At 51.7% G+C, this 20,604-nt stretch carries 19 protein-coding genes; 15 read left to right on the top strand and 4 right to left on the bottom strand.

Annotated features, from left to right (window positions below; all coding sequences use genetic code 11):
* Positions 1 to 52: 52 nt before the first annotated feature.
* Both radA and KS4_RS11520 read left to right on the top strand, forming a co-directional pair.
* A complete protein-coding gene (gene radA, locus KS4_RS11525) occupies positions 53 to 1,495 on the top strand; it encodes a DNA repair protein RadA (protein WP_145078125.1) in 1,443 nt (480 codons plus the stop codon).
* A 65-nt stretch (positions 1,496 to 1,560) separates the two neighbouring features.
* A complete protein-coding gene (locus tag KS4_RS11520; protein WP_145078123.1) occupies positions 1,561 to 2,823 on the top strand; it encodes a hypothetical protein in 1,263 nt (420 codons plus the stop codon).
* Between the two features lie 13 nt (positions 2,824 to 2,836).
* On the opposite strand, the gene KS4_RS11515 is transcribed toward KS4_RS11520, so the two are convergent.
* A complete protein-coding gene (locus KS4_RS11515) occupies positions 2,837 to 3,178 on the bottom strand; it encodes a hypothetical protein (protein WP_145078121.1) in 342 nt (113 codons plus the stop codon).
* A 362-nt stretch (positions 3,179 to 3,540) separates the two neighbouring features.
* On the opposite strand from KS4_RS11515, the gene rpsD reads away from it, so the two are divergent.
* The 3 genes from rpsD to KS4_RS11500 all read left to right on the top strand — a co-directional run bounded on the left by rpsD (position 3,541) and on the right by KS4_RS11500 (position 7,078).
* A complete protein-coding gene (gene rpsD / locus KS4_RS11510; RefSeq protein WP_145078119.1) occupies positions 3,541 to 4,143 on the top strand; it encodes a 30S ribosomal protein S4 in 603 nt (200 codons plus the stop codon).
* 359 nt (positions 4,144 to 4,502) lie between these two features.
* Entirely contained in the window at positions 4,503 to 5,291 is a 789-nt protein-coding gene (locus tag KS4_RS11505) for an enoyl-ACP reductase FabI (RefSeq protein ID WP_145078117.1), read from the top strand.
* 188 nt (positions 5,292 to 5,479) lie between these two features.
* Positions 5,480 to 7,078, top strand: a complete 1,599-nt coding sequence (locus KS4_RS11500) for a hypothetical protein (protein ID WP_145078115.1) — start codon at positions 5,480 to 5,482, stop codon at positions 7,076 to 7,078.
* Positions 7,079 to 7,088: 10 nt separating this feature from the next.
* Here the strand turns inward: KS4_RS11500 and queG are convergent, their stop codons facing one another.
* On the bottom strand, positions 7,089 to 8,267 hold the full coding sequence (gene queG / locus KS4_RS11495; RefSeq protein WP_145078113.1) for a tRNA epoxyqueuosine(34) reductase QueG: 1,179 nt from the start codon (positions 8,265 to 8,267) through the stop codon (positions 7,089 to 7,091).
* Between the two features lie 358 nt (positions 8,268 to 8,625).
* On the opposite strand from queG, the gene KS4_RS11490 reads away from it, so the two are divergent.
* The 6 genes from KS4_RS11490 to KS4_RS11465 all read left to right on the top strand — a co-directional run bounded on the left by KS4_RS11490 (position 8,626) and on the right by KS4_RS11465 (position 14,139).
* Positions 8,626 to 9,909, top strand: coding sequence for an NADH-quinone oxidoreductase subunit D (locus tag KS4_RS11490; RefSeq protein WP_145078111.1), 1,284 nt, complete (start codon positions 8,626 to 8,628; stop codon positions 9,907 to 9,909).
* A gap of 82 nt (positions 9,910 to 9,991) precedes the next feature.
* On the top strand, positions 9,992 to 10,513 hold the full coding sequence (nuoE, locus tag KS4_RS11485) for an NADH-quinone oxidoreductase subunit NuoE (protein ID WP_145078109.1): 522 nt from the start codon (positions 9,992 to 9,994) through the stop codon (positions 10,511 to 10,513).
* Between the two features lie 26 nt (positions 10,514 to 10,539).
* The gene (locus KS4_RS11480) at positions 10,540 to 10,740 is read left to right on the top strand and encodes a hypothetical protein (protein WP_145078107.1); all 201 of its coding nucleotides are present in this window, start codon (positions 10,540 to 10,542) and stop codon (positions 10,738 to 10,740) included.
* 69 nt (positions 10,741 to 10,809) lie between these two features.
* Positions 10,810 to 12,168: an NADH-quinone oxidoreductase subunit NuoF gene (gene nuoF / locus KS4_RS11475; protein WP_145078106.1), complete on the top strand. Its 1,359-nt coding sequence runs from the start codon at positions 10,810 to 10,812 to the stop codon at positions 12,166 to 12,168.
* Between the two features lie 236 nt (positions 12,169 to 12,404).
* A complete protein-coding gene (locus KS4_RS11470) occupies positions 12,405 to 13,526 on the top strand; it encodes a serine hydrolase domain-containing protein (protein ID WP_145078104.1) in 1,122 nt (373 codons plus the stop codon).
* A gap of 148 nt (positions 13,527 to 13,674) precedes the next feature.
* A complete protein-coding gene (locus KS4_RS11465; protein ID WP_200761191.1) occupies positions 13,675 to 14,139 on the top strand; it encodes a rhodanese-like domain-containing protein in 465 nt (154 codons plus the stop codon).
* 97 nt (positions 14,140 to 14,236) lie between these two features.
* Here KS4_RS11465 and KS4_RS11460 read toward each other — a convergent pair whose 3' ends face one another.
* Both KS4_RS11460 and KS4_RS11455 read right to left on the bottom strand, forming a co-directional pair.
* Positions 14,237 to 15,964 (bottom strand): methyl-accepting chemotaxis protein, encoded by a 1,728-nt coding sequence (locus tag KS4_RS11460; protein ID WP_145078099.1) that lies wholly within the window; start codon positions 15,962 to 15,964, stop codon positions 14,237 to 14,239.
* Positions 15,965 to 16,573: 609 nt separating this feature from the next.
* Positions 16,574 to 17,077: a hypothetical protein gene (locus tag KS4_RS11455; protein ID WP_145078097.1), complete on the bottom strand. Its 504-nt coding sequence runs from the start codon at positions 17,075 to 17,077 to the stop codon at positions 16,574 to 16,576.
* Positions 17,078 to 17,343: 266 nt separating this feature from the next.
* Between KS4_RS11455 and KS4_RS11450 the strand changes: the two genes are divergently transcribed.
* From KS4_RS11450 to KS4_RS11440, 4 genes are all read left to right on the top strand, one after another.
* A complete protein-coding gene (locus tag KS4_RS11450) occupies positions 17,344 to 18,948 on the top strand; it encodes a MiaB/RimO family radical SAM methylthiotransferase (protein ID WP_145078095.1) in 1,605 nt (534 codons plus the stop codon).
* Positions 18,949 to 19,215: 267 nt separating this feature from the next.
* Positions 19,216 to 19,878: a hypothetical protein gene (locus tag KS4_RS11445; protein ID WP_145078093.1), complete on the top strand. Its 663-nt coding sequence runs from the start codon at positions 19,216 to 19,218 to the stop codon at positions 19,876 to 19,878.
* Entirely contained in the window at positions 19,857 to 20,018 is a 162-nt protein-coding gene (locus tag KS4_RS17640) for a hypothetical protein (RefSeq protein WP_200761190.1), read from the top strand. Before KS4_RS11445 ends, KS4_RS17640 begins: the two co-directional genes overlap by 22 nt.
* A gap of 170 nt (positions 20,019 to 20,188) precedes the next feature.
* Positions 20,189 to 20,530 carry a DUF3147 family protein gene (locus KS4_RS11440; RefSeq protein WP_145078091.1) on the top strand — a complete coding sequence of 114 codons (342 nt, stop codon included), beginning with the start codon at positions 20,189 to 20,191 and terminating at the stop codon, positions 20,528 to 20,530.
* The last annotated feature ends 74 nt before the right edge of the window (positions 20,531 to 20,604 follow it).

Genomic DNA, 20,604 nt, shown 5'->3' with positions numbered 1-20,604 from the left:
TCCTGCTCAAAGACGGCAGAAAACGGCAGTCAGGCTTCAAGGATGTGGCGAGATGGCGAAAGCAAAAAAACAGTTCATGTGTGATGAATGTGGTGCGGTGCAAGCGAAATGGATGGGAAAATGCCCGGATTGCGGGGCTTGGGACGCGCTTGTCGAGTTTAAAGCGGATGCTGGGGCTGGGATGGATGCGCAGCGAGGTACTGCTGGTGCAATTTGGGGGGCTGGTGTTGGTACAGATCTTTCAACGGGCGCTTCGCCGCAAGCTGTGCTTGTGGAGGAGATCGACGATAGCGATGACAACCTTGAGCGACTCAGCACCGGCATATCCGAACTTGATCGCGTGCTTGGCGGCGCGCAAGCTGATCAGGCTGATGTAATCGTGAAGCAGGGGCTTGTGCCAGGTAGCGCGGTGCTTGTTGGCGGCGACCCCGGGATCGGTAAATCAACATTATTACTACAAGCCGCTCAGAAATTAGCAGAGCAGGGCGAGCGTGTGCTTTATGTCACCAGTGAAGAATCAGTGCAGCAACTCAAGCTCCGCGCCGAGCGTCTCAATGCTGGAAAAACCAACGGCAACATGTTCGTTCTTGCCGACACCAACCTCGCTCGCGTTGTTGAACAAGCACGCAAAGTGCAGCCAAGTGTTTGTGTTATTGACTCGATCCAAATGATCTATAAAGGTGATCTTTCCGCAGCACCTGGTTCAGTCACACAACTGCGTTCTTGCTGCCTTGAATTGGTCTACTTCGCGAAAGCATCAGGTACAGCGCTACTCCTCGTCGGTCACGTCACCAAGCAAGGTCAACTAGCAGGCCCACGTCTGCTCGAACACATGGTTGATTGTGTTCTTTACTTTGAGGGCGACCGTTATCACTCGCACCGTGTTGTGCGGGGTATCAAAAATCGTTTTGGCACGACCCTTGAAGTCGGCCTTTTTGAAATGACTGATCGTGGCTTACGTGAAGTTGATGGTGGCGGCGGTCTTCTTGCAGGTGAATACGAACCACGATCCGGCTCCGTTGTCTGCCCAGTTTTACAGGGCTCACGTTGTTTGATGGTTGAGATGCAAGCGCTCACAGCGACCGGTTTCCTCGGCTCTGCGAAGCGAAAAGTCTCCGGCCTTGACGGTAATCGTCTTGCGATGCTCATCGCGGTTCTTGAAAAGCGAGGTGGCCTCCGTCTTGCGGATCAGGATATTTTCGCTTCCTCTGTTGGCGGTATGCGCGTCGCAGAACCCGCGGCAGATCTGGCCATCGCCCTCGCTATTGCCGGTGGATTTGCCAATCGCTCACTACAAGCCGGTTGGTGTGCCGTCGGTGAGATCGGCCTCGGCGGCGAACTACGCCATGTCCAGCAGCTTTCGCAGCGCATCCATGAAGCGTCACGTCTCGGCTTTAAAAACATCATCTGCCCAAAAACCCGAGAAAAAGCGCCCAAAGATGCCAAGCTCGTTCAAGTCGCTACATTCAGCGAGGCGATGGAAGTATTAGGCTAGCCGAGCGTCGGCTGCGCAATTGTGACGAATCCGCACAATCCGAAAAAGACAAGTACACGCAGCGTATGCAGAAAATAACTCGCCAATTTATCTTTGTTTTATTAACGATTTTTACGCTGCTTATACCGCATTCACTCACAGCTCAGGTTTTGCGTGGCCACTGGGTGAATCAATCCGATGCCGCGATCAAGCAATACCGCATGCGTGATCTGCGTGTCATTGTGCTTGATGAAAATAGTAAGCCCATTGAAAATGCAAATGTGCATGTGACGCAACTCAAACACGCGTTCACTTGGGGAGCTGTTTTACCTAAAAATACAGAAGTACTAGCTGAGTGGTTTGATGGTTCCGCACCTGTTTGGCGCGTATTCAATGCGGTCAGTCTCGATCGATACACGCAATGGAATAACCTGCAGCCGCAGCAGGATTCCGAGATCCAAAACAATTACATTGGGCCCATCCTTCATCTCGCTAGGCAGGGTGGTAAACGTATTCATTGGGGCCGGCTTATCAACGCGGATGAAGGGCAGAATCCTGAATGGCTGACGGGGCTGCAAGGTAATGATTTGGCCCAATCTCTTGATCAGTATTCGACCCAGATCTTGCTTGATTACAAGCAGCAGGTTTCTGGATTCAGTATATACAGCGGCATGTTAGATCGTGATTTTATGACCGAGCAACTCGGTCTCGCTATGCTCCGTAAGCTTGTGCTACAAACAAAAGCTGTTGCGCCGCATGCGAATCTAGCCATTGCATTTAGCGATACATTGCTCGGCAAACGTCGACGCGAAATGTTCGATAAAATCATCAGCCTTCGTGAATCAATGATCCCTGTAACACGGATCGCGGTAAGCCAGGAAGTAACAGGTGTACTTGTACCGTCTGCCATCGAGCGTGACCTCGCGTGGTTCGATCGTCTTGATGCAAACACCATCATCAGCAATCTGTCGATTAGTGGCGACAGTGAAGCTGGCGCCGCGCTGAATATGGAAATCATGCTGCGACTACTTTTTGCCCAAGAGAAGATTACTGCCATCTATTTTGCGGGTCTGTATCCGAATGAATCACCGGCCCCAAACAGTTCCCTTTTCAAGATAGATGGCTCTCTATCTTCAAGCGGTCAAACCCTTGAACAAATGATCCGCAAACTGTGGTGGACTAATGAATCGGCAGCAACCGACGATCTAGGCAACGCATTTTTCTCTGTCTACGCAGGCAGCCATCAGATCACTATCAACCTTCCCGATGGCGAAGTCGTCCGAACCACTGTCTATGCTGAGGTCGGTCAAGACCCACAGATCGTTCTAATTGAGCCACTGAAGCAATAATCAACCCGCATCACTAACGCGATTGCCGCTCAATCGACAGATAGCCTCGGTGGTATGTGCGATTGCCGTAGGTGTAGTACGTGTCTCGTGAGTAAACCCGTTCCCCGTTTTGAGGCCTTTGTACCTCCACTGTTGGTTGCCGATTATTTCGGTTGTAGTATGCCTTTCCGCGCGAACTCGATGCCGCGAACATCTCCATCCGCGGTGAATTCAGCGCATACGACCTCGACCCACCATCCGCCCCAGATAGCGGGCCTGCCTGGACCACCATCTGTCTGCTGGCGCACCCGCCCAGTCCTACTGCGATAAACATCAAGCCAGCCGTCATCAGCGCATAGATTCCTTGCGTTCTCATGACTTTCATCCATGCGAATGGCATGCCGATCGGCTCAAATACCAATAAGTAAATCGTAACCAACTGATAATCAATGAAATACGTTATTATTGCTTAATCGGTGATTTGGACCTGTTCATGCTCAGATGTTGCCCAAAATCAACACATCCCCTCAGCCATGTTGAATCTCATAACACCCGATTAATCACGCAGATACACACAATTTTAACCTCCCACGATTTGACCTTCTGGATACTTTCGGGTGTAATACCTGACCTTACAGCAGGACGATTGTCGCCCTGAAGTTCCCTTGTGGTAAGCCGTAGCCGCGGCCGCGCCACTTGAATTCTTACTGGAGCGTCTCGGAAACGAGATGAATCACTATGGCCAACTACACAGGCCCAAAGGTTAAGCTCTCTCGCCGAGTCGGCGTACCGATCGCTGACCTTCCTAAGCACACTACCAAGCGTCAGCTCAACCCACCCGGCGTTCACGGCTTCCGTGGCCGTCGTCTGCGTGACTACGGTGTTCGTCTGAACGAGAAGCAGAAGCTGCGTTACCATTTCAACGTACTTGAAAAGCAGTTCCGCAACTATCTCAAGACCGCAACGCGCACCAAGGGTAACACCGGTGAAGTGCTGATGCGTCTGCTTGAGCAGCGTTTGGATAACGTTGTCCGCCGTCTCGGTTGGTCACGTTCTATCTGGGCTGCACGTCAAGCTGTCGTTCACGGTCATATCCTCATCAATGGCAAAAAAGTCGACCGTCCTTCATACCAAGTCAAAGTCGGTGACACGATCACCCTCAAGAAGGACAAGATGAAGACCCGCGTCCGTGAAAACATGGAATCTCTCGCAGGTCACGACGTCCCAGGCTGGTTAACCTTCGATCCTTCAAGCCTCACCGCTAAGGTCGTCGCAGTCCCAACCTCAGACCAGATCCCATTTGACGTTAATATGAACCTGATTATCGAATTCTATCGCTAATCAAACCGTTCATACCGCATACAATTGCAAAACCCGCAGGCTCAAATCTGCGGGTTTTGTTTTATTTGCATTAAAAATAGAAGGTTTTGAATAATGGAATTTCAAATGAAACGCTCGTAATACCCCAGCGTAACTGATGACGCTGTATTGCAATTTTGACCGTTTCAACTATTCTCATCCTTCCTAGAGCATTTTGCATGGATACTCATAGGACTTGCGAATGCGTTATATCAGCCAATGACTTGATCGCACCTTCGTTGCGTGTCATCGACTCACTGGTCAACGCGGCAGGTACTTACGCAAGACGCTCTAGGGGAACGAGATCATTCAACATGAATTAAGAAAACAGGAGTAAACCCATGGGTTTAATGTCAGGCAAACGCGGCGTTATCTTCGGTGTCGCAAACGATCGCAGCTACGCTTACTACATCGCCAAGCAACTCATCGAACAAGGTGCTGAATGCCTCTTTACTTTCCTCCCCATCGGTAAGATGGAGCATCGCGTTAAAAGAACCATCCAAAAGAACCTCGGCATCGAAGAGCCTTGGATGCACCCATGTGATGCAAACAGCGACGAATCACTTGACGAAGTCTTCGCCAAGATCAAAGAAGATTTTGGCACCATCGATTTCATCGTCCACTCAATCGCCTTCGCCGACAAGGATTACCTCAAATTCGATATGTTCCATAAAACCCCTCGCTCCGTCTTTACCGCAGCGATGGATACTTCCGCTTGGACACTCATCGGCATGGCCAATCGTGGCATGGAACTCATGCCAAACGGTGGCTCCATCATCAACCTCAGCTACTATGGCGGCGAGCGTGTTGCACCCGGCTACAACGTCATGGGCGTTGCAAAAGCTTGCCTCGAACACACAACCCGCTACCTCGCTTACGAGTTGGGTGACAAAGAACGCAACATCCGCGTCAACTGCATCTCAGCAGGTCCATTCAAAACCCTCGCTGGCGCAGGCGTCGGCGGCATGGACGAAATGATCGCGCACCAGTGCAAACGTGCCTCCATGAAACGTACCAACACCGGCGATGAAGTCGGCGATACTGCTGTCTATCTTCTCTCGGATCTTTCAACCGGTGTTACCGGCGAAACGATCCATGTTGATTGCGGTTTCTCCATCCTCGGCGTCTAATCAGCGCATACCCATGCCTGCTTAAGCGTTAATACATATAAGAAACTCGCACGGAGTCTGTCAGAACAGGCTCCGTTTTCTTATTCATTTCGTGTATGATGTCATTTGCCTCAAGGATGAGCCTTTCTTCTGAAATAAAGGTAATGGATATGCCGCTTCGATTTCGCTGTGACAAATGTGACGCCATCATGAAAGTCCCCAACGACACGCACGGCAAGTCCGTCAAGTGCCCGCGGTGCCATACCATGCAAAACGTCCCCGCTGCTGCCTCCGATGAAGTTCCGCCCAAGAAGAAAGCAGCAGCAACCAAATCCAATACGGATGCTGTAGTCAAAAGTGAATCCTCGGTCAGTGAAGCTACGCCTGCAGTGAAAAAATCTAAGCCAGAAGAGAAAAAAGTAGAAGTTCCTGAACCAGTCAAGGCTGAGACGAAATCAAAAGCATCCAAAGCTAAACCTGCTAAAAAAAACAAACGTAAAGCCAAAGCCACCGCAAACCCGCCAGTATCTTCAGATGACACGCAAGAAAAACAGGCGAAGGAATTACCTAAAGCTAAATCCACACCGAAGCGTAAGTCTAAAATCACAGATAAAACAGTCGTTGAGCCAACTGCTTCTGAACCGTTAGCCAACAACGCGAAATCCTCAGCACCCGCGATAGCGATCAAAGACAAACAAACGCAGGTCAAAGAAACAGCTCAAAGCAATCCCAACCCCGAATCTTCGAATGAAGAAACAGTGATTCATCAGCCCGAGCAAACCGAAAAAGCAATTGATGAGCCGATTGTAGTCAAAGCGAAGCCAGAGCAAAGCGACATTCAATCGTCTTCAAGAACGCAAATCACATCGCCAGCGAAGACAAAAGAGTCGCCACTCGAAACATCAGCAGAAGGCAATTCCGAGCAAGACAATACCGAGCAGGCAGATCAAGAAGAACAAATAGCAGGCAAAGACAATCAAATACTAGAACCTGAAGTCGTCGAAACAGTTGCAAGCAATCAAACTGATGAGCAGATCTCAAGCGATGTCGATCAACTTGATTTGTTCAAAGGCAAAAAAACTAACGCCGACTTGCCCGTAGAAGACGAATCCACCGAATCAGAAAAAATAAAATCAACGAAACAGCCCCAAGACGAATCAGACAAACTCATCTTGCGCAAAACCTCAACCAACGCCCCGAGAATCTCCATCACCCTCGATGGTTCTGGCAAGATCGACGATACAGGGGATCAGCCGCAATCCGCTGGTGAAGTCGTCACCGTTTCCACCATCAATAAGCCATCGAGCATCGCCGCGCCTGTCAATCAAGTTGAGTCAGATCCCAACGCCGCTCATCTCAAGCAAGCGATGACCGCCATCCAGTCAGTACCTATCGAGCCTGAGTTGGCATCTGCTGAAACCGGCCCTTCGTCCATCGCTAATAATCTATCGCAGCCCAAACAGTCAATCCAACCTGCGCAACAAGCGATATCTGAACCCGCAGAGCAAGCAGAATCAAAACAAGATGCCGTCTCCGCCATCTCGATGCCCGCACAAAATGCAATCGCTAAGTCATCGCAATCCAAACCCGAAGAATACTTCGCCCTCTGGGCGCTCAGCATCTTCCTTCGCGTCATGGGTTTTACCATGATCCTTGGCTCCATTTGGCTCACCAACGAATTGACTAGCTCTGACACCACCCTTGCTGCCACGCTTTTCTGGTTCCTGCTCGGCCTCACCGGTTGCGCATCCGTCTACACACTCGGCGAAATCGCCGCAGTCTTCCGTCGTAAAATGCTTGAGGATTAGATCGCAGTTATTAACGTGAATCATCTAATCGGTCGATAGACTGCTGCGCCTGTGCCGCGATCATCTCGTCCTCATCCTCACGCATCGCAACTAGTTTCTCACGCAACTGCATCATCTCATCATCATTCATTTTCCCGCTCATCGCCGCATTCGTCATCGCAATGACCGCATTACGTTTGATCATCTCTAGCTTGACTCGTTTGATCGCTGATCCCTCAAACACCTTTGCGCGATCCTCCGCGGTCCAGTCCAGCACTGCCCATAAATCCAGCCCTTCTGCAAGTTGGCGTTTGGGCTGATACCCCTCGAAAATCATATCCAGTGGCAAGTGCTGTCCCTCCCGGTTATGCGGGCACACTTCTTGGCACACATCACACCCCGCCACCCAATCTCCCATCTGTTCAGCCAATCCTACTTCGATCACCGACCGGTGCTCTAGCGACAAATAGCTGATGCACCGTGATCCATCCATCCCATACCCCGCCTCATCAATACACCCTGTCGGGCATGCCTCAATGCACCGCCTGCAACTCCCACAGTGATCCGTCTCGCCCAGCAATCTTCCTTCGTATGCACCGTGAACATCCGCTTCATCCGTGCAGGGCAGGGCCGCTGTCGTCACAATCGCACCGAGCAAGTGATAAGAGCCCAATTGGGGATGAATCAGCAGTGTGTGTTTCCCGATCCACCCCAAACCCGCTCTAGCCGCATACTCCCGCTCCAGCAGCGGAGCCGTATCCGTCGTCACCCGAAACATTTCCCCCTCGCTCGGCAACTGCTCTTTCAATCGATCCGCAACCCTGAATAACCGCTTTTTCAGAACCTTGTGATAGTCACGTCCCCACGCATACCGCGCCACCTTGCCACGCAGCCTCTGGGGCTCTCGTTCACATAACTTTCCCCCATCCTCCAAATCCCCCACTTCCGCGATAGGGAAATAAGCATCTGCCACACAAATCACCGACTTCGCGCCCGCTAGAAGCTTCTGTGGATCAAGCCGCACTTCGCGGTGCTCCGCCAAATACCCCATCTCCCCGTGTTTCCCTGCATCCAGCCACTGATTTAGTACCTCGGCGTACTTTGTTCCCGCCGCATCCGTGATCCCAGCCAATACAAACCCCTCCTCCGCCGCCATTTCAGCAACAGATTCGAATGATATTTTCCCATTTTTTCCGTTTTGGCTGCTCATTTTACTATTGGTTCACGCGCATGTTCCAGCGGCCCACATGCCCTACAAGATCCCCATCATTCCTGCCCGTACAGTTATCAACATCCTGTATGCTGTTTCAATCTAAGGTATTATGACGCATCACGATGTGAAAATCACATGCTGAATTCATACAATTGTCGTGGCCAACCGGATTGTCACGCTTCCGCTGCCTAACAAACGCGCCCAACCCGCACACTCAACCCCTCAGCGATCCCCTCATCCCACCCCACCGCGTCGTTTGGCCTGTGCTTTCGGACGCATTACAATCCATAACCCACCGTCTGCCCTCCCAATGACGGGCAACACGAATTTCCCACGGTATACAGGCAGAACCAACATGCCCTACGAGTTAAAACCGTTTGATGTTGACGTCGAAACTACGCCCTATCTCAACGATACGGCTTCTGGTGATGGCGATCGCTGGCTCCTCAATTTTGGGCCCCAGCACCCCGCCACCCACACCACGCTTCGAATCGTCCTCGAACTTGACGGCGAACGTATCGTTCGCGCCGTCCCACATATCGGATACCTCCACTCAGGCTTTGAAAAGCTCGGCGAAAAGCTCGACTACAACCAGTACGTCACCGTCGTCAGCCGTATGGAGTATCTCTCACCAATCCTCGAAGACATCGCCTGGCACACCGCCGCCGAAAAACTCTTCGGCATCGACCTCACGCCTCGCTGCAAAGTCATCCGAACCATCATGTCCGAGATCGGCCGCATCCAAGTGCACCTGCTCTCCGTCGCAGCCGCCGCGCTCGACCTCGGTGCTTTCACCGGCTTCCTCTACGGCTTCAACGTCCGCGAGCACATCAACGACCTCGTCGACTACATCTCCGGCCAGCGCTTCCACTGCGACTGGACCCGTGTCGGCGGCCTCTCACAAGACCTCCCCGACGAAAAGATGTTCAAAACGCTCGTCAAAAAATTCATCAACGAGCAACTCCCCCCAGCCATCGACGACATCGAGCGACTCCTCAACGTCAACAAAATCTTCCGGGACCGCACCGAAGGTATCGGTCGCATCTCCACCGAAGACGCAATCGCCTGGTCACTCTCCGGCCCAATGGCCCGATCCGCCAACGTCAAACGTGACGTCCGCAAAGACTCACCCTACCTTTGCTACAAAGACAACTGGGACGGCCAAGGCTCACGCGCCGTCGACTTCAAAGTCCCGCTCGCAACCACCGGTGACTGCCTCGCACGCTACCTCGTCCGCCTCGAGGAAATCAAGCAATCCGTACACATCATCAAGCAACTCATCGACGACATCCCCGGCGGCTCCGTCAATGTCGACGACGAAGGCAAGATGACCAAGCCCGACAAATCCTCCGTCTACGGCTCCATCGAAGGCCTCATCCAGCACTTCGAACTCATCATGACAAACCGTAAATGGGAAGCCCCCATCGCCGAATGCTACACCGCCATCGAATCTGGCGACGGCGAAACCGGCTTCTACATCGTCTCTGACGGTGGCCCCTCAGCATGGCGTGCTGCAACTCGCCCACCATGCTTCATCAACTACTCCGTCTTCAGCAAAATTACTGAAGGTCACATGATCGCTGACATCCCTGCCATCCTCGGCAGTATCAATATTATTGCAGGCCAGCTCGACCGCTGACCCCACCAACGCCGCCGCGGAAACGCCTGTATCCGTGGCAAACAGCGTTGTCTAACCAGCAATTAGTAATGGGAATATATCCATGGCATGGATAACCAAAAATTCGGCCGCCGCGCAAGTTAAACCGCAAAGCGAGCCTTACTTCACCGACGACATGAAACGTGAACTCGATTCCGTCGTCACACGCTACCCGCGTAAACAAGCCGCCACGCTTCCCTGCCTCCATGCGATGCAGGAAAAAGTCGGTTGGCTCCCACCTCAAGCAATGGAAGAGATCGCAGACTACCTTGATCTCGAAGCCTCTGAAGTGATGGACACGGCCAGCTTCTACGAAGAATTTTGGCTCAAGCCAAAAGGCAAGTATGTCATCTGGCTTTGTCAATCCATCAGCTGTGAGATCATGGGCGAACCTTCCCTCACCCAGAAAGTCTCCGAATTCCTTGGCATCCAGCCCGGCGAAACCACACCCGACGGCAAGTTCACACTCATGAAAGTTGAATGCCTCGGCTACTGCGGTGACGCACCCTGCGGACTCATCAATGAAGACATTCAGCAGAAGATCAATACTGATAATCTGCTCGACGTCATCAAGAATCTTGACTGATCTCACCATAGACGCAAAGGTAAATCATGAAATGGTTCAACCGCATCTGTCGTAACACCGGCCTCATGATTCACCACATCACAAAACCCGTTAAACCGCAATCCCACAAGCAATCGCATAAAACCGTTGAAGAAAAACAAGTCAGCCCCGACCTCACACTCCGTCGCACAACAATTGAGGAAATAGAAATCCGAAAACCTCAAGATAAAAACGCTGACGATAAATAAACAAAAACGCATCAACCAACTGATGTTTCATGGCAGCACAACCTCTGCCGACCAATACGAGAAGATACGATGGCTCTAGAAAAACCAGTACTGACAAAACGTATCCCAACCGAGCCTTGGGGCCGGCACGAAGACCGTCACTACGTCGATTACAACGAGTACGTCAACACCGGCGGCTACCAAGCCCTCGACAAGTCACTCCAAATGGATCGCTCTGCAGTCATCGACGAAATCAAAGCCGCTGAAATCCGTGGCCGTGGCGGCGCAGGCTTCCCCGCCGGCATGAAGTGGTCTTTCCTTCCGCCAGCCGACGGTGGCCGACGTTATCTCGCCATCAACGCCGACGAATCCGAGCCCGCGACCTTCAAAGATCGCCTGCTCATCGACTACGATCCCCATCAAGTCGTTGAAGGTATCGCCATCTGCATGTACGCATGCCAACTCGACACCGCTTACTTCTACATGCGTGGCGAGTATCACGATCAGCGAGCAACCCTCGAACGCGCCTTCAAAGAAGCCTACGACAACGGCATCTTTGGCCCCAACTCTCGTCTCGGCCAAATTAACGGTCGTAACCCCGAACTCTTCCTTCACCGCGGTGCAGGCGCATACGTTTGCGGCGAAGAAACAGGCCTCCTCAACTCACTTGAGGGCAAACGTGGTTGGCCTCGTATCAAACCACCATTCCCCGCTGTTGCCGGCGCATTTGCCCGACCAACCATTGTCAACAACGTCGAAACCCTTGCATGCGTCCCGCACGTCATGGAGAACGGCCCCGAATGGTTTAAATCACTCGGCAAAGGTCGTCCCGAAGGCACACCCCCACACGTTCCCGCATCCTTCGGCACAAAACTCATCGGCGTCTCAGGCCCCGTCGTCCGTCCTGATGTCTACGAAGAACACCTCGGCGTTAAAATGTCCTACGCCATCGAAACCCTCGCCGGCGGCATGCTCCCCGGTATGGAATTCAAAGCCGCCATCCCCGGTGGTATCTCCATGGGCGTTCTCACCAAAGACGAATACGACGCACCACTCGACTTCGACATCGGCAAAAAATACGGCATCCTCGGCCTCGGAACCGCATGCATCACCGTCATCCCCGAAGGCTACTCCATGATCTCCTGTGCCCGAAACCTCGCACGTTTCTATGCACGCGAATCTTGCGGCCAGTGCACACCATGTCGTGAAGGCACCGAATGGCTATACAAACTACTCACACGCATCGAAGCCGGTGAAGGCACAACCAAAGACCTTGACCTGCTTCTCGAAGTCGCCTCCAGCATGGGCATCATGCCCGGCACCACAATCTGCGGCCTCTCCGATGGCGCCAACTGGGCCGTACGAACCATCGTCAACAAATTCTTCGATGAGTTCGACGCAGCAGTCTCCAAAAACAGACTCGTCTCACTCTCAGTCGCCAATAACTAAACAACACGCAAACGCCCCTCAACTAGAGGGGCGTTTTTATTCCCTCATCCCCATTCCTCCACATCCCCCAGCCCCTCAAGCCACACGCTGCTTCCCACTTTCTTATACAAATACTCGCCAAAACACCTCAAACTCTCTACATTGTTAATGGGTACAATTAGGTGTTGATTTGGGTGTATTTTCGATTCAACTGGGGTCGCTCTTGCCTGTCGTAGCGGTCACCCGGACAAAGATGTATGACCACCACAACGCCTCATATTGTGTTGCCCCGCCTCAAAAAACTCCTCGAAGACGGGATCGCCGAAGACCTCCACGCCGGCGCTCAAGTCTACGCCTCCATCAACGAAGACCCCGTCGCTGACTTCGCCATCGGTGAAGCTCGCCCCGGCGTCCCCATGCAAACCGATACCCTCAACCTCTGGCTCTCATCTTCCAAGCCCGTCACCGCCATCGCCATCGCACAACAACTCGAACAGCACAACCTCGAACTCGACGACCCTGTCGCGCAGCACATCCCCGCATTCGCCCAAAACGGCAAAGAGCACATCACCATCCGTCACCTCCTCACCCACACCGCCGGCATACGCATCGTCCCATACCACTATCCCAAAGATTCCATCGAACGCGTCGTACAAAAAATCTGCAAAGCGCGGCCCGAACCCCGCTGGATCGCCGGCGAAACCGCTGGCTATCACCTCCACACCGCTTGGTACCTCCTCGCCTACATTGTTCAATCCATCACCGGCCAACCCTACAGGCACTACGTTCGCGACCACATCTTCAAGCCCCTCGGCATGAACGACTGCTACATCGGCATGAAACCCGAAACCTACGATCGACTCCATGACCGCATCGCCATCATGTCCCACTTCGATGACGGCGGCACAAAAGGCAACCTCACCGACACCGAATCCGAAAAAGCATGGGTTTCAGGCGGCAGGCCCGGCGGCAACGGCTACGGCCCTATGAAGCAGCTCGGCATCTTCTACGAAACACTTCTCCACGGCGGTGACCACAACGGAGCCCGCATCATCGAACCCGAAACCGTCGGCCTCTTCACCGCCAGGCACCGTGAAGGCCTGCACGACAAAACCTTCCAGCAAACCATCGATTGGGGCCTCGGCTTCCTCCTCGATTCAAAACGCTACGGCGAAGCCAATCTTCACTACGGCTACGGCCCGCTCGCTTCCGATGACACCTTCGGCCACTCCGGCTATCAATCCTCCTCTGCTTTTGCCGACCCCCATCACGGCCTCGTCGTCGCCATCGTCTGCAACGGCACTCCCGGCGACATCCCACACCGCACCCGCATGTTCAACATCCTCAAAACCCTCTACGAAGAACTCAATCTCACATAAACAACCCATTCCCCTATTTCTTCCCTAACCTCCCTCTCTACCCCCTTTATTTCCATCACGCCCCATAATCGGGTAAAAAATGACCTCAACCCCACACTTCGGCCGATACACCGACCAAGCTGGGGCATCTTTTAACCGGAGTGTTTTCATGACCGCTTTGATTCGAAAATCTTCATCACTCACCACGCTCACCCTCTTCCTCGCGCTCATCCTCTTGCTCATTCCAGGCTGCAAGATGAATCAAAAAGTCAGCGATAAAACACTTCAACCTGCTGATTTCGCCAAAGTTGAAGAACTCCTCGCAATGCCAGAACAACGCATTGTCATGCTTGATGTCCGCCGCCCCGACCGGTTCCAAAAAGAGCACATCGACGGTGCCTTCAACATCTACATGCCACAAATCCGCCGACGTGAACGTCTCCTCACCGGCGACCCCATCATCATCGTCTACTCCTCCGGCGAAGTCCGTGATTACCTCTCCACCGCCGCATGCAAACGCCTCCTCTCTCTCGGCTACGGCAGCGTCTACGACTACCGCGGCGGACTCAAAGACTGGCTCAAGCAAGAAGGCGCCACCACCTCAACCACCGTCATGGCTGACCTCGCCGAATAACAACACCCCTAGCAACACAAACAAATTACAAAGGCAGACTTCTCTAGAAGCCTGCCTTTTTTTATACGTTGATTAAACCCCTCTGTCCCTTGATACGCTAAGCCGCCATCCCCTCGTTCAACCTGAAGCGGCTCACCAGATCCTGCAAGTGTTCCGCACGATCTGACAGCAATGCTGCCGCCTGCGATGCCTGCTGAGAACTCTCGGTTGATTGCCCGACCATCGTGCTGATCTGCGTTACATTCATCGTCGCCTGCTCGCAAGCGCTTGCCTGTTCTTTCGCAGACGCCGCGATCCGGTTCACCATCCCCACCACTTCTTCCGACTTATTCATAATCATCTCAAGCTGTTCGCCCGCGCTCTCAGCTTTCTTCACCCCATGCCCGACCTGTTCCGTGCCTTCAGTCATCCGCTCGACCGCAAGCTTCGTTTCATCCTGAATCGCGGAGATCGACTCACCAATCTCCTGCGTAGCGTGAGTCGTACGATCAGCCAATTTACGAACCTCATCCGCCACGACCGCAAACCCGCGCCCATGCTCGCCCGCTCTTGCCGCTTCAATTGCTGCATTGAGCGCTAATAAATTCGTCTGGTCCGCAATGTCATTAATCACGTTGATGATCTCGCCGATCTGCTCGCCGCGTTTGCCAAGCTCACCAATCGTTTTAGAGGTTTCCATCACCGAGCTCTGAATCAGCTTCATTTCATCAATCGTCATATTCACCATCTCGCCGCCCGATCCCGCAACCTCCCCAGCCTCATGAGCCGTCTGCGACGCCAGCTCCATCTGCGCCGATGCTTCTTCCGCACTCGCAGTCATCTCGGTCACAGCCGTGCTGACCTCATTCACCTGCATGCTTTGTTCGCGCATCCCCGTGGCCATTTCTTCACTTGATGCCGCGATCTGCACCGCTGCCCCCGCCACCTCACTCGTGGATTCTTTGACATCCAGAATGATGTCATGCGTCTTCTGAATAAATTCGTTCATCCACCCAGCCAGCTCGCCTAACTCATCATTAGAGTTCGTCTCTAAACGCTTGGTCAGATCGCCCTCACCCTCCGCAATATCCTTGCATCGCCCCGTCATGCTTTGGATCGGTTCAAGCAGTGTTTTCTTGATCAACCAGTACGCCAGCGGCACCACAACCAAAACCAGATAACCAATAATTCCAATCGCCGTAATCATCAGGTTTTTCTGCTGCGTTGCCTTCATCTGTTCCTGCACCGCCAACGCTTCTTGCTCAACATCGTCCACAAACACCCCCGTACCAAGCACCATATCCGTGCCCGGGATCATCGTTGCATAACTCAATTTTGGAAAGTCTCCCTCCAGCCCCTTCTTTGGCCACCTGTAGTTCACAAACCCGCCACCCTTCTGGGCAATTGCAACCATCTCTTTCACGAAGTACACGCCCCCGCCATCCTTCACATCCGCAAACGAATTCCCTTCCGCCGCCGGCTTCACCGGCAACGCCACATTAATATACGTCGTATCGTTTACAAAGAAGTATCCCGACTTCTTCTCATCGGTTTTCGAGATCTTAAAGAAATTATCTCGCAGAGACATCGATACATAAGCTCGTTTCGCAGCCGAATCTTCAATCCCATGAAGCGCTTTGCCCAACGCATTCGCCTGCGTTTCAACTGCCGCTTGCAATCGCAATTGATGCGCGTCCATCATCCGTTCCGCAATCGTATCCATCGCGCTTTCTGCCATCTGCATCTCACTTCGCAGCGACATCCCGATTGTTACGACTGTTAATCCCGCCACCACCAAAATCAATACCCCGATCCGCCTGCCAATATTGAAACTGAACTTATTCAATTCTTCACTCCGGTACTCAGCACAGGCATCATAAATTAATGAGATCTTGTTATGAGGTGATCGGATAATCCACCATGATGCTTTACGCAAACGAGCAGTTAACCAGAAAATTTGCCTACACTTTTACTTTATTTCGCACGAGATTAATCTGAAATACAAAAAGCAATGACATCTAATCATCCGCTGTATACCGTGTCTGGATATCGAGAATTAGTCGTGATGGTAAACTAAAATCACAAAACAAGTGAATGTGTTTGAAGAATGCTGTGAAACATATTCACTTGCATAGGTATATGTGTTTGTGCTCGCACGGTTGCTTAGGGCTAAACGAATTTTTCAGAATAAACGCGATTTTGGTTCTGTGCGCACAAAATGTTCACAGACGCGCAAGTCCTTATTTTTCGATACCCCAACTTTTTGTTTTTGATTAAAAACGCGCCAAAGTTTCTCATTCTTTGATCGTTTCTTATGAAATTGGTCCATTTTTAGATACATGAAAACCCCAGGAATCAGAAATCTGTGCGCAAAAAAAGAGTGTGCATTTAGGCACACTTTCATCGATTTCTGATTGTTATTCAGTAAGGCTTGTAGCCGCAATCTAAGATCGTTTTAATCCTCTTCGGGCTTCACACCTTGAGGCCACACACCTAAGAAAAGGCAAATCAATCCCATACCCATCAGCAGATACCGACTTTTTGGCTTCGTCGTCATCCGCACCAGCCGACTATTCACCGGCTCATACGGCGCCACTTCATGCCCGATCACATCTAATGACACATCCAGTTGTCGCTCGATCGCACTCATCATCTGTGAATCATCGAGCCGCTCTTGATCATACAACTCTTGAGCAACAAAGAAGATATCTTTCCCTGTCGGTTTGAGTGACAACTCCGTATAGGCAAGCTGTTCATAGACCGTCAGATCGCCCATCTCCAGCGCTTGCAGGTACGCTTCATACCGGCCCTGCATCATCTCCAGTCGGCCTGTTTGCGCCTGCATCACTTTGGCCTGCCACATCAGTTCCCGGCAACTCAGCCACTGAGGTGTCAATAAAGTCATGCCCAATAGCGACATCGCTGCAAACACAAACAGCCACCCGGGCAGGGCGGCCATCATTCGTTCAAAGCTAAGAGCGCGCAAGTTGAGCATAGTTAAGGCATTTATCGTCCGTCTGAGGTGCTGGGCAACAATATTATCACCCCACTCGCAACCTCTTGATAGCGCGGGTGTTATGCAGGGGGATAGCGGGCGGTTCTGGTCGTTCACCTGGCGGTTACGTGCAATAGCTGCTCTGTGCTACAATACGCCATTCGATCCACCCCTTAATCAATGATCCCTTTTTCAATCCCAGCAGTGCGCTGCTGCGGAGTACGAACAGGATGACTATGACCGCAACGCCTGAAATGACAGACACTAAGACCGTTTACCTTAAGACCTTTGGTTGCCAGATGAATGTCCTCGACTCTGACCTGGTTCAAGGTCAGCTCGAAGCGATGGGCTACCGGTTCGTCGATGAATGGGAAACTGCTGACGTGATTCTGTACAACACCTGTTCGGTGCGTGAGCATGCGGAAAACAAGGTCTGGTCGCGTGTGGGCGAATTGAAAAGTCATAAGACGAAAAATCCGCATGTGATCCTCGGTATCCTTGGCTGCATGGCTGAGCGTGACGGCAAGGACATGGTGCGTAAACACCCGCAGGTCGATCTGTTATGTGGGCCGGGCGAGTTGGATCAGGTGCCGCTGTTGATCGACAACGCGATGAAAACGAACCTTGAAGATCGCGGCGGGGTGCGGAATGCGAAGATCGCGTTGCAGGGGAATACGCATCGTCGATCTGCGACCTATTCAGCCGCTGCAGATACGCTTGAGAATTTGGATTTGTCGCGGTCGTTTAGTGCGAGCAATCATGGTGGTGCGGCGTACGTGCGGATCACGCGTGGGTGTAATAAGTTCTGTACGTACTGTGTTGTGCCGAACACGCGCGGGCGGGAAGTGCATCGACATCCCGATCATATTTTTGAAGAATGTAAGAAATTGGTTGAGCAGGGTGTGAGAGAGATTACGCTGCTTGGGCAGACGGTGAATCATTATCATTATGATGTGAATGAGACGGTGACGATTGAAGGTGTGCATCAGCCGCAGGTTGGTCAAATTTTGTCACCGAACCGTGGGACGGGCGGGCCGTCACCGGTGTTTAGTGATGGGGTTGTTTCGTTTGCGGATCTGTTGGCGCGGATTCATGATGATATTCCTGAGTTGGAGAGATTGCGTTTTATCACGTCTTTGCCACGGGATTTTGGGAATGACATTTTGCAGGTGATCAAGGATCGTCCGCGTATTTGTCGTTACCTGCATTTGCCGGTGCAATCGGGATCGAATCGGCTCTTGAAGTTGATGAACCGTGGGTATACGGTTGAAGAGTTTAAGGATTTGATTGATCGTGTGCGTGAGTACTTGCCGGACGCGGAGTTGGCGACGGATATTATTGTTGGGTTTCCGACTGAAACGGATGAGGATCAGGCGGAGACAGCGGAGTTGTTGCGGTATTGCAGGTTTAAGAATTCGTTTATCTTTAAGTATTCGCCGCGGCCAGACACGGTGGCGATTACACGGTTTGATGATGATGTGGCGAATGATGTGAAGAAGTTTAGAAATAACGAATTGTTGGGGATTCAGGCTGAGATAAGCCAAGAGATTCATGATGGTTATGTGGGCAAGACTGTGCCGGTGTTTGTTGAGAGTGTGTCGATGAAGACGAAGAAGGCGGCGGGGAATTTGGCGGATACAAGTGTTACTTTGGGATGGGCCCCGGAAGTCGCGAAGGAAGTCACCCAGTTGGCGGGTCGTACGACTGGCGATTTGATTGTTTGTTTTGATGGGTCTGCTGATCTGATCGGGCAAACGATTGATGTTGAGATTGAGAAGGCTGCGCCGCTGACGTTGTTTGGGAAGTTGGCTGAGGTAGCCAAAACTTGTGAATAGTCTACAAAACAAGAGATAAATAGTATTTTAGAGCGTTTCACGTGGTCATAGATGTGTTGACCAGTGGGTTTGTTACGTGAAGCAAAGGTATTTAATAGATCCCACACTGCTGTTACGCATTGGCGAGATCAATGGGTATTCACGCAAACTACTTTGGAAGAATTGGGTATACCCTCAGAAGATTTTTTGAGGGTTGCTGTAACATGGTTTGAATCAAGTCATTTCTGTTACTGAGTCATTTTTGTAGCGTTTGTGTGAGGAAAGATCATGTCGATGCGTTTGAGTCTTGTTTTAATGATGGTGTTGTGTTTGGTTAGTTTTGATCGCATTCAAGGGGCGATATTAACGTGGGAAACGGGCGAGCAGTTTGGTGAGGATATTGAAACGGGTGAGTCGATTCGTGTGACGACGAAGACGGTGGTTGATACTGCTCTGCGACGAGTGAGGTATACGGTGAGTTCGTCGCAGAGTCATGCGAAGGTGGTACTTAATCATGTGCTGAAGATGTGGGGTGTGATCGATAAGCCGTTTGCGGCACCGGTGTGGACTGGCGGGTCGTATGATTATTCGAATGGAACGATGTACTCGCCGTATGCGTCAGAGGTTGCGTGGCCGGGACCTGATTGGGGGAATGAGGTGGAGTATGATTTTTTGACGAATGCGGCGCCGAACAATGATGGTGTGTTTGTGTTTGGATATGACTATCAGACGAGTTATGGGATTGACGGTGCATCGTTGCCGATGGCGGGTGAGGATGGGAATTTGGCGATTGTGTTTCGGGATAAGGATGGGGATTTGCCGGGGGATGGGATGGATGAGGAACAGTTCTTTGAGGTCTATGTGCCGAATTTTGTAGTGATACCTGAGCCGAGCGGGATGGTGATGGTGACTGCGATGGGGATGATGTTATGGCGGAGAAGTTGGCGGTGATGGGTTCATCGGCTGGTGGACATTTGTATGAGGAAGGGCGGCATGGGCTTGGTTTGGCTGAGGGAGAAGAAAATCGTGTGGCGAGATGGTTTGAGCTGGCGGCGGTGTTCCTGGAAAAACACCTAGCCTCAGGAAGTTGAGATTATGTATCCTAAAGTAATTTGTTACGTAAGATAAGTCTGTGTTCTAGCGTAAGTGGCTTGTAGAACACACCACGACCGCCGGTCGTGGGCTTGAGAAAAAACGGTGATTATTCGGTTGCTGCAAGTCGAATTATTCTGGAAGATGTTTGATATGAACTGGAGGGGATATGCTTTATCAAGTGATTAAGGTTTTGATTTCTGCGGTGTTGATTGTGGTGATCGCGGAGGTGTCGAAGCGATTTTCGTGGTTGGGGGGATTGTTGGCGTCTTTGCCATTGATTAGTTATTTGGCGATTATTTGGCTGTATGTGGACACAGGCAACAAGGGGAAGGTGTCGGCGTTATCGATGGATATTTTCTGGCTGGTGATCCCGTCGCTATCGTTCTTCTTAATGTTGCCTGTCTTTTTAAAGAAAATGGATTTTTACCCGGCCATGGGTTTAGCAACCGTGGTGATGTTTGTATGCTATTTAGCAGGTCTTTCTCTTGTTGTACTCGTTGGCAAGTAGGTCGATGAGGCAATGTAGGCGAATGTGAGCAGATTGGTTGATGATGGTGATTGTAGGATTGTCATTGTCTCAAG

It is taken from the genome of Poriferisphaera corsica (genome assembly GCF_007747445.1).
In the GTDB taxonomy this organism is placed as follows: domain Bacteria; phylum Planctomycetota; class Phycisphaerae; order Phycisphaerales; family Phycisphaeraceae; genus Poriferisphaera; species Poriferisphaera corsica.
Note: the sequence above shows the minus strand (reverse complement) of the source record. Positions and strands in the feature narration are given on the sequence as shown.

Coding starts and splice junctions, on each gene's coding strand:
- radA (WP_145078125.1), top strand. CDS start 53: ATGGCGAAAGCAAAAAAACAGTTCATGTGTGATGAATGTGGTGCGGTG.
- KS4_RS11520 (WP_145078123.1), top strand. CDS start 1,561: ATGCAGAAAATAACTCGCCAATTTATCTTTGTTTTATTAACGATTTTT.
- KS4_RS11515 (WP_145078121.1), bottom strand. CDS start 3,178: ATGAGAACGCAAGGAATCTATGCGCTGATGACGGCTGGCTTGATGTTT.
- rpsD (WP_145078119.1), top strand. CDS start 3,541: ATGGCCAACTACACAGGCCCAAAGGTTAAGCTCTCTCGCCGAGTCGGC.
- KS4_RS11505 (WP_145078117.1), top strand. CDS start 4,503: ATGGGTTTAATGTCAGGCAAACGCGGCGTTATCTTCGGTGTCGCAAAC.
- KS4_RS11500 (WP_145078115.1), top strand. CDS start 5,480: ATGAAAGTCCCCAACGACACGCACGGCAAGTCCGTCAAGTGCCCGCGG.
- queG (WP_145078113.1), bottom strand. CDS start 8,267: ATGAGCAGCCAAAACGGAAAAAATGGGAAAATATCATTCGAATCTGTT.
- KS4_RS11490 (WP_145078111.1), top strand. CDS start 8,626: ATGCCCTACGAGTTAAAACCGTTTGATGTTGACGTCGAAACTACGCCC.
- nuoE (WP_145078109.1), top strand. CDS start 9,992: ATGGCATGGATAACCAAAAATTCGGCCGCCGCGCAAGTTAAACCGCAA.
- KS4_RS11480 (WP_145078107.1), top strand. CDS start 10,540: ATGAAATGGTTCAACCGCATCTGTCGTAACACCGGCCTCATGATTCAC.
- nuoF (WP_145078106.1), top strand. CDS start 10,810: ATGGCTCTAGAAAAACCAGTACTGACAAAACGTATCCCAACCGAGCCT.
- KS4_RS11470 (WP_145078104.1), top strand. CDS start 12,405: ATGACCACCACAACGCCTCATATTGTGTTGCCCCGCCTCAAAAAACTC.
- KS4_RS11465 (WP_200761191.1), top strand. CDS start 13,675: ATGACCGCTTTGATTCGAAAATCTTCATCACTCACCACGCTCACCCTC.
- KS4_RS11455 (WP_145078097.1), bottom strand. CDS start 17,077: ATGGCCGCCCTGCCCGGGTGGCTGTTTGTGTTTGCAGCGATGTCGCTA.
- KS4_RS11450 (WP_145078095.1), top strand. CDS start 17,344: ATGACTATGACCGCAACGCCTGAAATGACAGACACTAAGACCGTTTAC.
- KS4_RS11445 (WP_145078093.1), top strand. CDS start 19,216: ATGTCGATGCGTTTGAGTCTTGTTTTAATGATGGTGTTGTGTTTGGTT.
- KS4_RS17640 (WP_200761190.1), top strand. CDS start 19,857: ATGGCGGAGAAGTTGGCGGTGATGGGTTCATCGGCTGGTGGACATTTG.
- KS4_RS11440 (WP_145078091.1), top strand. CDS start 20,189: ATGCTTTATCAAGTGATTAAGGTTTTGATTTCTGCGGTGTTGATTGTG.